The sequence below is a fragment of the Paenibacillus sp. RUD330 genome (genome assembly GCF_002243345.2).
Classification (GTDB): Bacteria; Bacillota; Bacilli; order Paenibacillales; family Paenibacillaceae; genus Paenibacillus_O.
This window is the reverse complement of the sequence record NZ_CP022655.2, coordinates 1503678-1518304: the sequence shown is the minus strand read 5'-3', so window position 1 is coordinate 1518304 and position 14627 is coordinate 1503678. Positions and strand designations below refer to the sequence as shown.

Here is a 14627-nt window from a genome sequence, read left to right as displayed (position 1 = left end):
TTTAAAAGACAGGAGCTCGACGATAAACCGCAAAAAGGTGATTGAATGAAGGGCGATAAGAAATATATTTTGGCTTTCCTGCTGCCGGCTGTCCTGCTGCTCGGCACCTTTGTATACTATCCGTTCCTGAAAAGCTTCTATCTCAGCTTCTTCCGCACGAACGGCTTCTTCAACAAGAAATTTGTCGGCTTGGACAATTACGAGCGCCTGTTTTCCGATGATCTCCTGGGCGCCGCTACCTTGCATACGCTGGAAATCATGCTGTACGTCCTGATCTTCCAAGTCGGAATCGCGCTTGTGCTGGCCGTCATGGTCGACAGCATCTCCAAGGGCAAGCAGTTTTTCCGCACCGTCTTCTTCTTCCCGATCGTCATCTCCGGAGCCGCGATATCCCTGCTGTTCGTGCTCATCTACAACTACCAGTTCGGATTGCTCAACGGAATCATCGCCAAGCTGGGCTTCGAGCCGATCCTGTGGATGAGCGAAACGGGCTCCTTGAAAGCCGTCGCGGTTCCGACCGTATGGCATTACGTCGGCTTTTACTTCGTGCTCTTCCTTACCGCCATGTCCAAAATCCCTTCCGATTTCTATGAAGCGGCCAAGCTGGAAGGAATCGGCGGCATCAAGAAGACAACCATGCTGACCATCCCGCTTATTTTGAGCGACATCAAGGTCGTCATGATCCTTGCCATCACCGGCACGCTCAAGATTTTCGACTTCGTCTTCATTTTGACCCGCGGCGGGAACGGGACGGAACTGCTCGGCACGTACATGTACAAGAAGGCCCTCGTGGACCAGAACTTCGGTTACGGCTCCACCATAGCGATCTATATCGTCATTTTCGGGGTCATCCTGTCCTTGATTACGAACCGTCTCCTCAAGAGAGAAGAAGTCACATATTAAGTTGCAATGGGGTGGAAAGTGAATGCAGCAAGTCAATCCTGCCAATACCGTACCTGTGACGAGAGGCCGCGCCGGCAAGCGATTCCCGTTCGGGATGGCCTTCGTTTATCTATGCCTTTCCTTATGGGCGCTCACGACGATCTATCCGCTCATCTGGATCATCAACAATTCGTTCAAGTCGTCCGACGAGGTCATGGACAATTCGTTCAAGCTCGCGATTCCTCCGGATAAGCTGAACTACACGAACGCTTTCGAGAGCATCAGCATCGGCCGGGCCTATGCCAACAGCTTGATCATGTCCGTCTCCGTCGTCGTGCTCGTCTTGATTGTCGCCGGGCTCGCAGCCTATATTCTGTCGCGCTTCAAGTTCCGCGGACGCAACCTCATCAACTCGCTGCTGGTCGCGACGCTGCTCATACCGACCTTCGCCACCGTCGTGCCCGTGTACGAGCTGCTGATCAAGTGGAAGGTGGTCAACACCTACTTCGGCCTCATTCTGCCTCAGACGGCAGGCAATCTGTCCTTCGCCATCCTCGTCATCGCCGGGTATCTGGCTACAATCCCCAAGGAGCTGGAGGAAGCCGCCTTCATCGACGGCTGCAACCGGTTCAACATGTTCACGAAAATCTTCCTGCCCGTAGGAAGGCCGGTCTTCGCTTCGACGAGCATCTTCGTCTTCCTGTGGTCCTACAATGACCTGTTCTCCGCCATCATCTTCGTCAACAAGGATTCGGTGCGGCCGATCGTAGCGCTGCTCGCCCAGATCAGCTCCCAGTACGGCACCGACTTCGGCCTCATGGCCGCCGCAGTCGTGCTCACTGTCATCCCTGTCCTGATCGTGTACCTCTTCATTCAGAAGTACATTGAAAAAGGAATGACCGAAGGCGCGATCAAAGGCTGATTCCATCGCAAATACAACTAACCTCGCGGTCGAGACCGCGAGGTTAGTTCGTCTTTAAGGTCCTCCATGAAATCATGAGGCTTGCTGCTAGCTCGATCCGTCTTCCGTGACCTCATCGTCCCCGGAAGGAGCGGACTTGGGTCGATTCTCCGCAGCCTGGGGAGGGAGGCCCTTGAGCCTTCCGTTTTTCTTCAGCGATTCGCGGAGCAGATACTCGATATGCGCGTTTACGCTGCGGAATTCGTCGCCGGCCCATTTCTCCACGGCCTGGTACAGCTCCAGGTCCAGGCGCAGCGGAAACGCCTTGCGTTCTTTGGCCATTAGGCGGCTGCCCTAATTGTAAAGCGTACCGGTATTGATGACCGGCGTCGTTCCCCGTTCGGAGACGATGGCAACCATAAGATTGTTGATCATCGCCGCACGCCGTTCGTCATCCAGTACGATTCCGTGGTGCTTCAGCTGCTGCAGGGCCGACTCCACCATGCCGACAGCACCATCTACGATTTTTTGCCGGGCCGCTACGATGGCTTCCGCCTGCTGGCGCTGAAGCATCGCCCCGGCGATCTCGGCTGCGTAAGCGAGGTGGGAGAGACGGGTTTCCAGCACCTCCACGCCGGCAACGCTGAGGCGGTCCTGCAGCTCGGAGAGCAGCCGGCCGGAGATTTCGTCCGCATTGCCCCGGAGCGAGATGACGGAGTTGTCCTCGTACGTGTCATACGGATATTGCGCCGCGATATGGCGGATCGCCGTCTCGCTCTGGATTTCCACGAACGTCTCGTAATCGTCGACGTCGAATGCCGCTCTGGCCGTATCCGTCACCTTGAACACGACCACCGCGGCGATCTCGACCGGGTTGCCGGATGCATCGTTGACCTTGAGCTTCTGGCTGTTGAAGTTTCTGACTTTGAGCGACATCCTGGATTTGACCGTGAACGGAACGACGATCCACAGCCCGCTATCCGACACCGTTCCTTTGTAACGTCCGAAAAACGTGATGATCTTCGCCTGATTCGGCTGAACGACCGTAAGCGAGCTGAACGCCACGAGCGCCAGCAGCAGCAGGACGACGCCCAGCACATTCATGCCCGTCGATCCATCCTCGGCATTGCCCGACACAAAGCACCAGATTGCTGCCGCAAGCGCTGCGATAGCAGCCAGCGTCGCCAGGAAACCGTTCGCATGCCAAGCCTGATGTTCCTTCATCCCCATCACACTCCATATCAACTTGATATAATTATGATATCACTTTTTCTTTAAAATGGAAATATAAAAATCCTTCCATATCGGAAGGATTTTTACCGCACCAGCGGAAGGATTTCTATCGCACCAGCGAAGGGATCTGATGCTGCTTCCATCGCCCCTCTTCCATCAAGAGGGCTGTGTGCCGTCCGTCTGATGAGCCGGATCCTTCGGCGCGGGAAACTTCAGCTTGCCTTGCTCATGCAGGCTTTTCAACTCGTCGCGAAGCTGCTGCTCGGACTTGCCCTCGACTTTGATGCCTTGCTTGGCGGCGAATTCCTTCATTCTCGCGAAGCGCTTTTCTTTCATGCTCGCTTTGAAGGCCGTCCATTTCTCCGGCTGCTTTTCTTTGGCCGCATGAACTTCCTGGCGAAGCTGCGCCTCCGTCTTGCCGTCGGCCTTGATGCCGAAATAGGCCGCGGCTTCCTTCAGCATGGCGAGCTTCCGGGCTTCGCGGTAACGGTCATGATGCGGATGGCCCTTCGGATTCCGCAGATCTCCTTGATGGTTGTAGCGATCCGGAGCGCCCATATCCTGCGATGCATGCGGAGATGCCTGCGGAGATGCCGGAGATGCCTGCGGCGCGGCGCAAGCGGCGGCTGGCAGGGCAAGAGCGGCAAGCAGCAAGGCAGCCGCTGTCCAGGTTGATTTCATCGATGCTGTCATCCTTTCGGTCTTGGATTCCTTCCTTTTGTATGCTCCCCTATTATTGTTTAATTATTCCAACCTTTCTTAAATTCAAAAAAGCGTCCCCGGAGGGACGCCCGCTGCTGTATGAAAAGGAATGGATCTTATACGGACTGGCTCTGGAGCCGCTCGCTGAACTGCTGCTCCGTCAGATTGTCCTCCAGCACTTCCGCCACGGGAATTTCCGGACAATCCGCCTTCGTGAACGATTTGCCTTTGAGATAGTAACCGCTCTTCCTTGCAAGGGAGTAGAAGCTGCACAGCTGATCTGCAATCTTGACCGCCGCTTCTTCCGAAGTGGCGCTGGCCAGGTTGTTGCCGAAGCTGAGCGGATTTTTGGAGCTTTGAATATTGACTCGGTACGGAGCAACAGAGTCCGACTCTTCATGCTTGACCAGAATCTCGATGTCGGAGCAAGTATTTCGATATTTGATGGTCATCATCAACACCGCCTGTTAAGACCTCATTCGAGGTAGATTCGGTCAGTGCATTCCAGCGCTGCCGTACTAGCTATTACACGGCTCAGGCAGCTGTTAAACAGCGTGCCCAAGCCTCCCGCCAACATTTCCGGCCGCATGCCGTCACAGCCGCTCCCTGCGGTTGTCCTCCCGGAGAAGGTCTCCCATCCAGCCTTTCGTCCGCATCCAGAAATATACGCCGACCGTAGCCGCCAGAATGACGGCAAGCCCGAATACATAGCCGAGCTTCCATTTCAGCTCCGGCATCTGCTCGAAATTCATTCCCCAGATAGCGCCGATCGCCATCATGGGCGTGCAAAGAATCGTGAATACGGTGAGCGTCTTCATGATTTCGTTGCCGCGGTAGTTCGAGATATTGTCCTCGAGCAGAAGCAGCGACTCCACCTCCTGCCGGTACTCCTCCTGCAGCATGATCATTCTCTGCAGACGCGAGTTGAACGCCTGGTGGATGAGGCTCTCCTTCATCTCTTCGGGAAACGCCTCTTCAAGAGCGAACCGGATTTCGCGGACCGGCCTCGTCAGTCCGGTCCAGTGGAGCAGGCCGTAGCGGAGCTCCAAAATGCGGTGGAACATGTATCCGCCGTTGCGGTCCCGGATATTCTCCTCCATCTCGCGCAGCTTCTGCTCGAAGTTGTCCATCCCGTCGAAGAAAGGCTCCATGATGCCGGCAAGCAGCTTGATGAATCCGTCCAGAGCCGTCTCCGTCTGCTCGACTTCCGCAAAAAAATGAGCCGCTCCTTCGCAGCCGTCGACAATATTCTCTTCTTGAAAGCCGATCGTATATAGATTGCGGTGCCCCAAATAGAAATGCATCGTGCAATTGCTTCCCTGATCGTCATCCGCTTTTCCGACGACGAGCGTCCCGAACACCGCATTGCGTTTGCCTTGGAAGGAAACAGCCGCAAGATGGTTCACCTCCCGGTCCCTGCTCCTGTCGATCCATTTCCGGACAGCCTCGTCCTGCCGCCACATCTCCGCAGCCTGCGCGCTGTCGTCGCTTCGATGCCATGTCCAGCCCGAGCTTTCCGCCGCCGGACGCTTCTCCTCGTTCCCCATCCTGATCCCACTCCTGACTAGCTGCATCTTGACCTGACTATCCTTCCTTTACCCTGCCCCGCCGCTCCCGGAATCAGTTGGAGGGATGGCAATGATTGAAAAAAAAAGCCCCGCAAGCGGGGCTTCGATTCTCAGCCGATAATGATTCGGCCTTCCGGATATCGGAACGGCTCTTTTTTGGATTTGGAGCGGATCGCGAACGCCAAGGTCAGCAGTCCGAGCCTGCCGGCAAACATCAGGATGATGATCACACCCTTGCCGACGGGGGTAAGATCCAGGGTGGCTCCGAGGCTGAACCCGACCGTGCCGAACGCGGACACGGCCTCGAAGAGAAGCACAAGGAAGGAGGCATTTTCCACGGTCGTCAGAATCATCGTGGAGGCGACGATAATGATGACCCCCATGAGCGTGACCGTGATGGCCCGATACAGCTCCTTGGCGGCAATCCGGTACCGGAAGATAACCGCATCCTCGCGGCCGCGCAGAATCGCATGGATGCCGGCAAGCAGCACGACGAAGGTGGTCAGCTTGATTCCTCCCCCTGTAGAGCCCGGCGCGGCTCCGATGAACATGAGGATGATCATCAGAAGCTGGGTCGCCTGACGCAGCTCCTCGATCGGCACGGTGTTGATTCCTGCGGAGCGCAAGCTGAACGATTGGAAGAAGCTGGCCCAGATCTTGCCGTTGAGCCCCAGATCGCCGAAGCTCCTTGTATTCGTAAATTCAAAGATGAAGAAAAGAATGGCGCCGCCCAATGTGAGGACGACAGAAGCCCATAACACGACCTTGCTGTGCAGGGAAATTTTGCGCCTCTCGGGAAACCGGATCAGATCCGCCATGACAATGAAGCCGATGCTGCCGAAGAAGATGAGCGTCATCGTAATCAGGTTGATGGCGGGATCGCTGACGAACTGGCTCCAGCCCCCGATAATTTCAAAGCCGGCATTGTTGAACACGGAAACGGCATGGAATACGCCGAAGTAAGCCGCTTTGGACAGCGGCATGGAGTCCATCCAGATGAACGTGTACAGCAGCGCTCCGACTCCTTCGATAGCGGCGGAGAACAAAAAGATCCTTATTACGAGCTGAACGATTCCGCTCATCTCCGTCTGATTGAGGGACTCCTTGAGCACGAGACGGTCACGGAGCGATATTTTGCGGCCGAACGCCAGGGCGAACCAGGTGGCGGCCGTCATGAAGCCCGTCCCTCCCAGCTGGAACAGCACGAGCAGCACGATTTGTCCGAACAAGGAGTATTCGGTGCCTGTGTTCATAATGGTCAGCCCCGTCACGCATGTGGCCGATGTCGCCGTGAACAGCGCATCCAGAACAGGGATCCGCACCCCGTCAGCCGAAGCGGCAGGGGTGGCGAGAAGGATCGTGCCCAGCACGATCAGAGAAAGGAATCCGCCCGCAAGCACCCTCGGAGGGGTAAGGTAGGCAGAGCGGATATAACGATTGGACAGCACGGCTCGAAGCCCCTTTCCGCTTCATTTCTAAAGCTTGCGCTGCAAAGCCGTCACAAGCTGTTCGGCCAGGGCATGCAAAAAGCAGCCCACATCAATGCGTGGACTGCCTGCCCATGGTCCAGTCAAAATCCAAATATCGGCCGATGATCGCTTCAAGCATCTCCAGCCGGATCGGCTTGCTGATATAATCGGTCATTCCGGCTTCCAGGCAGCGCTGCCTGTCTCCCGGCAGCACGTTGGCCGTCATCGCCACGATGACCGGCTGCTTGCCGGCACGCGCATCCCCGTTGATCAGCCTCGTCGCCTCAAGTCCGTCCATGACCGGCATTTTCATATCCATGAAGATCATATCATAGAATCGTTTTTTTGCCATCGCCACGGCCGCTTCCCCGTTCTCCGCCACATCCGCTTCGATGCCGAGCCGGTCGAGGAGCTTGAGGATCAGCTTCTGGTTCACGTCGTTGTCCTCGGCGACGAGAACCCGGGAACGCTCGCTCGGCGCCGGCACGCCTCGATCTCCAGTGCCGAGCGTGAACGGCAGGACGTTGGCCTTCAAGACAAGGCGGCTGTCGACGCCCGTCTCGCTGGCCGCCGTAGTCTCGGTATAGGTCTGGCTGAGCATGGCGGAGAAAGAAAAGGAATCCGAATGAGGAGGAGCTTCCCATGGACGGGAGCCGGGCAGCGGATTGTCGTCGGCTTGATCTCCCTCCAAAGCGGGATAACATTCCTCCATTTGCTTGAGACGCACGGTAAAGGTGAAGCAGGCTCCTTTGGGCTCATTGGCGCACGCCTCGATCGTCCCGCCCATCAGCTCCACCAGATTTTTGCAGATGGCTAAGCCAAGTCCGGTTCCACCGTACTTGCGGGTCATGGAGGAATCCAGCTGGGAGAACGGCTGGAACAAGAGCGGGAGCTTATCCTCGGGAATGCCTACCCCGGTATCGCTCACCCTGAACTGGACAGCGATGCCATCTTCCTGGCGGTCGGCATGACCGAACGACTCCTCGGCGAGGCGCACGTCGACATCAATATGCCCTTCATGCGTGAATTTGATCGCATTGCTGATCAGGTTCATCAGAATCTGGCGCAGCTTGGTCACGTCTCCATACAGATACTCCGGCAAATCCGGGGATATCGAACAAAGAATATCGAGATTGCTCTCGCGCGACTTGGCGATGAACAGATCCAGCGATTCGTCCACGCAGCTCTTCAGATCGAAAGGAACCATCTCCAGCTCCAGCTTGCCGGCTTCGATCTTGGCGTAGTCCAGAATGTCGTTGATGACGCTGAGCAGGCTGTCGCCGCTCTTCAGGATGATTTCGGCGAAATCCTTCTGCTCCTCGTTCATCTCCGTCTCCATCAGGAGATTGGTCATGCCGAGAATGCCGTTCATAGGCGTGCGGATCTCGTGGCTGACCATCGCCAGGAACTCCGTTTTGGCTCTGTCGGCCACTTCCGCCGCTTCCTTGGCCGCAAGAATTTCCGCCTCCGACTTCTTGCGCTCGCTGATGTCGCTGACCGTGCAGGCGAAGATGACTTCCTCATCCACCAGCGTGCTGCCCAGCTTGATCTCCGCATGGAAGACGCTGGCGTCCTTGCGGCGCGGCATGACCTCGATCAGGCGCCCGGAAGAGGTGCCGTCCATCGCGGCTTCGCCCATGATGTCCAGCTGCCTGACGCATATGCCCGGGATAAGCTCGTCGATCTGCTTGCCGATCACTTCTCTTTCCTGATACTTGAACATCGGAAATACCGACGGATTCACCGTCAGAATGATCCCGTTCTTGTCGAACGTGATCATCGTGTCCATGGAAGTCGAGCTGATGACGCTCTTGACGGCTTCCGACTTGGTCAGCTGGTAGGCCGTCCGCATCAGCTCCTTGTTCATGCGCTCAAGCTCCTGCGTCTGCTGCTGGAGCAGGACGGCTTGCTGCTGCAAGGTTTTGTTGCTGACGTACATCCGGACAAAGCCTTCGATTTTGGAGCGGAAAATCTGGGGAACGAAGGGCTTCAGCATATAGTCGATCGCCCCGACGGCGTAGCCGGCGAACATATGCTGGGCTTCCTTGCTCGTCGCCGACACGAAAATGATCGGAATCTCCTTGGTCTTGTCCCTGGATTTGATCATTCGAGCGGTTTCGAAACCATCCATGCCGGGCATCTGGACATCCATGACGATGACGGCAAAATCATCCTTCAGAAGCGCCCGCAGCGCCTCCTCGCCGGAAAGGCATTTGACGAGGTTGTAGTTGAGATCGCCAAGGACGGCTTCGATGGCCAGCAAATTTTCGGGGTAGTCATCGACCAGCAGGATATTGATAGGCCCGTCATAAGAGATCATGGTTTCCCCCCTCCCTTGTCTGTGGCTTTACTTGACTTTGCGGTAGATCCGGTTGATCAGGTCCAGGTCGTCGAACTGGTCCGCATGCCGCGTGAAGTTGATGCTTTCCTTGGTGCCCAGCAGCAGCACGCCGAACATGCTGAGACTGTCGTAGAGCAGCCCATGCACATGGTTCTGGAGATCCTTGTTGAAGTAGATCATGACATTGCGGCACAGGATGACATGAAATTCGTTGAAGGAGCCGTCCGTGACCAGATTGTGCTGGGCAAACACGATGTTTTTCTTCAGGAAGCTTTGGAAAATAACCGATTCGTACTTGGCCGTGTAATAGTCCGAGAAGGACTCCTTGCCGCCGCCGTCCTGGTAATTGCGCGTATACTGCTGCATCCGCTCGATCGGGAATACGCCCTGCCTCGCGACGTCGAGAACGGTCGAGCTCATATCCGTGGCGTAGATTCTCGTACGATCGTAAAGCCCTTCCTCATGCAGCAGGATCGCCATGGAGTAGACTTCTTCGCCGGTCGAGCAGCCGGCATGCCAGATCCGAATGAACGGATACGTCTTGAGCAGCGGAACGACATGTTTGCGGAACGACTTGAACACTTCCGGATCGCGGAACATCTCGGTGACATGGATCGTGAGGTCCGACAGGAGCCTTTCCATGCAGCCGCGGTCGTGGATCACCCGGTCCGTAAGCGCCGTGATCGTCGTCAGCCGTTCCGCATGCACCCGATGCCATATTCTTCTGCGGATCGAGGCATAGGCATAGTTCCTGAAATCATAGCCATAGAGCCTGAACATGGCCACGAGCAGCATCTCGATCTCCAGCTGTTCTCTTTCGTCCGAATCGCTCGGACGAGGTTTGACGCTATTTATACAACCACACCCTCATTAATGAAAGAAGTTGATCCACGTTGACCGGCTTGGCGATGTAATCGCTGGCCCCGGCTTCGATGCATTTGTCGCGGTCGCCCTTCATCGCCTTGGCGGTGACGGCGATGATCGGCAGCTTGTCGTAGCGGGAGTCGGCGCGGATGAGCCTCATCGCTTCATATCCGTCCATTTCCGGCATCATGATGTCCATGAGGACGAGATCAAGATCGGGATTCTTCTCGATCTGCTCGATGGCCTCCCGGCCGTTCTCGGCATAGGTAATGTTCATCTTATACCCTTCCAGGACATTGGACAAGGCGAACACGTTGCGGATATCGTCGTCGACGATGAGAACGTCCCTGTTTTCGAAAATGGTCTCCACGCTGTGAAGCTTGCGCAGCACGCTGCGCTTGTCTTCCGGCAGCTCGGCTTCCACCCTGTGCAGGAAGAGCGTCGTCTCGTCAAGCAGCCGCTCCGGCGACTTGACGTCCTTGACGATGATCGTCTCGGCGTATTTCTTGAGCATCATTTCCTCGCGCTTCTCGAGATCGCGCCCGGTGTAGATGATGATCGGCAGATCATGCAGCTCCTCGTTGCGCCTGATCTGGTCCAGCAGCTCGAAGCCGGTGATGTCCGGCAGGCCGAGATCGAGGACCATGCAGTCGTAATGATGCTCGCTCAGCTCCTTGAGCGCGTCGCGTCCGGACGATACTCCCGTAATGACCAGATCGTCGTGGCCGATGAGCTCCTCGATGGCGTGGCGCTGGATCTCGTCGTCCTCCACCACGAGCAGGCGTTTCATGTTGCGCTCCATGAACAATCCGATCTGCGTGAACAGATTGTCGAGATGCTCCTTGGAGACCGGCTTCTTGAGATAGGCGATCGCTCCGAGCGCGAGGCCCTGCTGGACCTCGTCGATAACCGAGATCAGATGGACCGGAATATGGCGAGTGTTGGAATCGTTCTTCAGATGATGGAGGACGGACCAGCCGTCCATGACCGGCATCTGGATATCCAGAAGGATCGCATCCGGCAGATACGTCCGCGCATAAGACAAGCCTTTGTCTCCCTGTCCGGCCACGATGGCCTTGAAGCCGCGCGAGCGGGCGATATCGACGAGAACTTTGGCGAAAGCGACGTCGTCCTCGACGATCAGGACGACCTTGTCCCCGTCCTTCAATTCCTTGAGGTCGTCCTCCACATCGAACGCATGGCGGGTAAGCTCCGGCTTCATCGGCTTCCGTTCCGCCGGGATGACCGGCGACGGAAGGGCTGCCGCCGCTTCGTCCATGCCGCTGAACGAGCTTCTTGAGACTTCGAAATCGGTTCCCTCGTTCATTTTGACGAGATGGAATTCCGGCAGCGTGAGCACGAAGACGCTTCCCTCTCCCGGCTTGCTCGTCAGATGGATGTCTCCGCCAAGCAGTCTGGCCAGATCGCGGCTGATCGCCAGGCCAAGTCCGGTGCCGCCGTATTTGCGGCTCGTCGTCCCGTCGACCTGCTGGAAGGCTTCAAAGATGATCGCTTGCTTGTCTTCGGGGATACCGATGCCCGTATCCTTCACTTCGAACGAAATCCAGCTGCCCTGGGCGCCTTCCGGCATCTCGTCCGGAGTGGACTTGCGGATCAGCATGCTGATGGAGCCCTGGGTCGTGAACTTGAACGCGTTGGACAGCAGATTGCGCAGGATCTGCTTGACGCGGTGGCTGTCCGTAAACATTTCCGCGGGCACGTTTTCCTCGGTGTTCGTATGGAACGGCAGCTCCTTCTGGATGCTGAGCGGCTGGAAGCTGCGCATGGCGTATTGCTCGAGATCCCGCAGAGGCACATGCTCGGTTACGACATCCATCTTGCCTGCGCCGATCTTCGACAGGTCGAGAATTTCGTCGATCAGCTTGAGCAGGTCGCTGCCCGAAGTATGAATCGTCGTTGCGAATTCAATCTGCTTCTGAGTGAGATTACCGTCCTTGTTGTCCGACAGCATTTGGGACAGAATAAGCAGGCTGTTGAGCGGTGTCCGCAGCTCATGCGACATGTTGGCGAGAAACTCGGATTTGTATTTGGAAGCGAGGCCGAGCTGAACCGTCTGCTTCTCGAGCGCATCCCTCGTCTGCTCGATCTGCTGGCTGTGCCTTTTCGTCTCCTTCATCTGAAGCTCCAGCAAATGGGTCTTCTGCAGCAGCTCCTCGTTCGTCTGCTCCAGCTCTTCCTGCTGGCTCTGCAGCTGCTCCTCGGAAGCCTTGAGCGCTCTCGTCTGCTCTTCGAGACGGTCGTTGGAGCTGCGCAGCTCCTCCTGCTGGCTGATGAGCTCTTCGGATTGGGATTGGAGCTCCTCGCTCATCGTCTGCGACTCGCGCAGCAGCTCCTCGATCCGGATCCTTCCGAACAGGTTGTGGAGCACCATGCCGGCAGATTCGCCGATCTGCTCCAGCAGCTCGTGGTGCAGGCCGGTGAACGACTGCAGGCTTCCGAGCTCAAGCACGGCCACGACGGAATGCTGATAGTGGACCGGCAGCAGATAGAGCTCCCGGATCTGAGTCTGCCCGATGCCCGAGCGGATGTTGAGATATCCTTCCGGCACTTCCGTCAGATGCATCGACTTGTTGTCCGCCGCGCTCTGGCCTACGAGTCCTTCTCCGAACCGGAAAGAAGAGGCCGTTTCGAGGCCTTCCGTTCCTGCATAAGAAGCGCGCAGCGTAAATGTCCTGCCTTCTCCCAGATGATCGCGGATATAGAGCGCTCCGTAGGACGCTCCCGTAAGCGGGGCGACGGCGGAGATGAATCTCTCCGCCAGATTTTCCAGTTCGGTGATGCTCTGAACGCCAACGATGACGTTGGCCAGGCTCGTTTTGAGCCAGGTCTGGTCCTGCATCGTCTGATTGTATATTTTCTCCGCCCGCGTCTTTTCATCCAGATCGTCCGCGAGCTTGTAGAAGGAATCGGCGACCTCCTTGAACTCTCCCTCTTGCACGATCGCATCCAGGCGCGTCTCCCGGGTCGATTCTCCCCGAGAGAACCCGACGATAGCGGAGGAGAGGAACCGGAAGCCGCGGTTGAGCGTCTTCGTATTCCAGATGATGATGAATAGGCCGAGCAGGACGCCGGCAATCGTGACGGCAATCATGATGTTGGTCGTCGATTTGTTGTCGTTCCTCGTCTGCTCGACCAGCTGATCAAGCGCCCGCTGATGGTAGGCGACCATATCGTCGGCATTGTTGACTAGCGTCTCCTGGTAGCGGAGACCTTCGCTTTCCCGCAGCGCCACGGCCGCAGCGCCGTTGCCGTCCTCCACCAGCCTCATGGCCCGGTCGACATAGGAGAAGAAGTCCGCCGTGCTGGATTCCATCTTGTCCAGCATCTGATATTCGGAATCGGAAGAGGCGATGCCTTCGAGGCTTTTGATGGCGGCCTGGACCGACTCTTTGTTTTTTTGAATGTTGTCGCGGTTTCGCTCGACCGTTTCCTTCGTGGGCACGGTCAGAATGTTGACCATGTATTTGGCCACATTGTTCACGTTGCCGCGCATGCTCGTGGTCGTAGCAACCTTGGTGTATCTTTGGTCGTAGATTTCGTTCAGCTGATTGCTGAGATTGAACAGGTTGCGTATTCCCGCGCTGCTGAGGACAATCATGATGGCAAGCAGGATGACAAACCCCAGTTGAACTTTTGTCCGTATTTTCATGTTGACCGATCACCGAATCCTCTCTGGGCAATTGTGGATGAGCTGTATATGCAGAGAACCTCAATCTTTCACTCTATGAATATATGAATGCATTTTCTCTATGAACGCATTCACTCTAATACAATTGTACAAATAATAGAGCCGGGAGTCATCCTCTCTCGACGTATTGGCAGCATTTCCTGGTCAACACACGAATCGGCCGCCTCCCTCAAGGGTTGCGACCGGACGTTGAATCAAAGTTTTCTATTCTTTACCCTGACGAAATGGGATTGAATCACCTTTTCGACAGAAATCTATGTTTTTTTCATCGGCGATTCTTCTATTCCATGTCCGCCCAGAAGAAGTCGACGGATAGGACCTGCCCCGTCTGCTGATTCAGGAACAGCTTGGCGGCAAAACCGTTGGCATCCACATATCCGACGCCATCCTCGGCCTTGTACTGAGGCTCTCCATAGCGGCTTGCCCAGCCTTCCAGAGTGACGGGAAGCTCTTCCTCCCCTACCCGAACGGATCCGTTCGAGGAGGGCACGCTCACATAATCCACTTCCGTGCCGGTGAAAGCGATGTTCATATCGGGATAAGTCCAGCGAGTCTGCTCGGCGAGAAGCTCATCCTGAGCCGCTTCGAGCGGAAGTCCAAGCTCGGAGACGATCTGCTCCTTGTCGTCGGTCAGGCGGACTCCGTTGATCGTGCCGAAATCCATCGTCTCCGGAACGGCATTCGCCGAGGCGGACGATTCCTCTTTCAGCAAAGCGATCACAGCGGGAGGAGCAGGCTGGCCGGCTGCCGTTTCCGTCTCCTTGGCCGGCGCGGCGGCAGACGGCAACGATGCGGCGGGACGGGTCAAGGAAATCGCCATTCCTATAACCAGAAACAGGCAGGCAACCGAAGCCGTAATGATCGTCTTTTTCACATTGCTTCCTCCCTTTCCACAAGCTGCTGATCCAATAGTATCCATTAACCAGCCGCCTCAGCGCGCGAAACAGCAAATAAGCCT

12 protein-coding genes are annotated in these 14627 nt (G+C 56.4%); 2 read left to right on the top strand and 10 right to left on the bottom strand.

Annotation, left to right across the window (positions count from 1 at the left end; genetic code table 11):
• Nucleotides 1–45: 45 nt before the first annotated feature.
• A complete protein-coding gene (locus CIC07_RS06605) occupies nt 46–903 on the top strand; it encodes a carbohydrate ABC transporter permease (protein ID WP_076359477.1) in 858 nt (285 codons plus the stop codon).
• 22 nt (nt 904–925) lie between these two features.
• Complete coding sequence (locus CIC07_RS06600) at nt 926–1804, top strand: carbohydrate ABC transporter permease (RefSeq protein ID WP_076359476.1); 879 nt, start codon at nt 926–928, stop codon at nt 1802–1804.
• 87 nt (nt 1805–1891) lie between these two features.
• On the opposite strand, the gene CIC07_RS06595 is transcribed toward CIC07_RS06600, so the two are convergent.
• From CIC07_RS06595 to CIC07_RS06550, 10 genes are all read right to left on the bottom strand, one after another.
• Entirely contained in the window at nt 1892–2125 is a 234-nt protein-coding gene (locus CIC07_RS06595; RefSeq protein WP_076359475.1) for a type II toxin-antitoxin system antitoxin, read from the bottom strand.
• A gap of 12 nt (nt 2126–2137) precedes the next feature.
• A complete protein-coding gene (locus CIC07_RS06590; RefSeq protein WP_076359474.1) occupies nt 2138–3007 on the bottom strand; it encodes an SPFH domain-containing protein in 870 nt (289 codons plus the stop codon).
• Nucleotides 3008–3172: 165 nt separating this feature from the next.
• A complete protein-coding gene (locus tag CIC07_RS06585) occupies nt 3173–3697 on the bottom strand; it encodes a hypothetical protein (RefSeq protein ID WP_076359473.1) in 525 nt (174 codons plus the stop codon).
• A gap of 137 nt (nt 3698–3834) precedes the next feature.
• Nucleotides 3835–4173 carry a hypothetical protein gene (locus CIC07_RS06580; protein WP_139334461.1) on the bottom strand — a complete coding sequence of 113 codons (339 nt, stop codon included), beginning with the start codon at nt 4171–4173 and terminating at the stop codon, nt 3835–3837.
• A 138-nt stretch (nt 4174–4311) separates the two neighbouring features.
• Nucleotides 4312–5265: a magnesium transporter CorA family protein gene (locus CIC07_RS06575; protein ID WP_076359471.1), complete on the bottom strand. Its 954-nt coding sequence runs from the start codon at nt 5263–5265 to the stop codon at nt 4312–4314.
• A 131-nt stretch (nt 5266–5396) separates the two neighbouring features.
• Complete coding sequence (locus CIC07_RS06570; RefSeq protein ID WP_076359470.1) at nt 5397–6734, bottom strand: TrkH family potassium uptake protein; 1338 nt, start codon at nt 6732–6734, stop codon at nt 5397–5399.
• A 91-nt stretch (nt 6735–6825) separates the two neighbouring features.
• Entirely contained in the window at nt 6826–9075 is a 2250-nt protein-coding gene (locus tag CIC07_RS06565; protein ID WP_076359469.1) for a response regulator, read from the bottom strand.
• A gap of 27 nt (nt 9076–9102) precedes the next feature.
• Nucleotides 9103–9891: a CheR family methyltransferase gene (locus CIC07_RS06560; RefSeq protein WP_083688687.1), complete on the bottom strand. Its 789-nt coding sequence runs from the start codon at nt 9889–9891 to the stop codon at nt 9103–9105.
• A 52-nt stretch (nt 9892–9943) separates the two neighbouring features.
• On the bottom strand, nt 9944–13630 hold the full coding sequence (locus CIC07_RS06555; protein WP_076359467.1) for a response regulator: 3687 nt from the start codon (nt 13628–13630) through the stop codon (nt 9944–9946).
• Between the two features lie 319 nt (nt 13631–13949).
• The gene (locus CIC07_RS06550; protein WP_076359466.1) at nt 13950–14543 is read right to left on the bottom strand and encodes a hypothetical protein; all 594 of its coding nucleotides are present in this window, start codon (nt 14541–14543) and stop codon (nt 13950–13952) included.
• Between the last annotated feature and the right edge of the window lie 84 nt (nt 14544–14627).

Bases quoted from the DNA above. Each gene is read 5' to 3' on its own strand.
- CIC07_RS06585 (WP_076359473.1), bottom strand. From the start codon at position 3,697: ATGAAATCAACCTGGACAGCGGCTGCCTTGCTGCTTGCCGCTCTTGCC.
- CIC07_RS06590 (WP_076359474.1), bottom strand. From the start codon at position 3,007: ATGAAGGAACATCAGGCTTGGCATGCGAACGGTTTCCTGGCGACGCTG.
- CIC07_RS06600 (WP_076359476.1), top strand. From the start codon at position 926: ATGCAGCAAGTCAATCCTGCCAATACCGTACCTGTGACGAGAGGCCGC.
- CIC07_RS06595 (WP_076359475.1), bottom strand. From the start codon at position 2,125: ATGGCCAAAGAACGCAAGGCGTTTCCGCTGCGCCTGGACCTGGAGCTG.
- CIC07_RS06605 (WP_076359477.1), top strand. From the start codon at position 46: ATGAAGGGCGATAAGAAATATATTTTGGCTTTCCTGCTGCCGGCTGTC.
- CIC07_RS06555 (WP_076359467.1), bottom strand. From the start codon at position 13,630: ATGAAAATACGGACAAAAGTTCAACTGGGGTTTGTCATCCTGCTTGCC.
- CIC07_RS06565 (WP_076359469.1), bottom strand. From the start codon at position 9,075: ATGATCTCTTATGACGGGCCTATCAATATCCTGCTGGTCGATGACTAC.
- CIC07_RS06560 (WP_083688687.1), bottom strand. From the start codon at position 9,891: ATGCTGCTCGTGGCCATGTTCAGGCTCTATGGCTATGATTTCAGGAAC.
- CIC07_RS06580 (WP_139334461.1), bottom strand. From the start codon at position 4,173: ATGATGACCATCAAATATCGAAATACTTGCTCCGACATCGAGATTCTG.
- CIC07_RS06575 (WP_076359471.1), bottom strand. From the start codon at position 5,265: ATGGGGAACGAGGAGAAGCGTCCGGCGGCGGAAAGCTCGGGCTGGACA.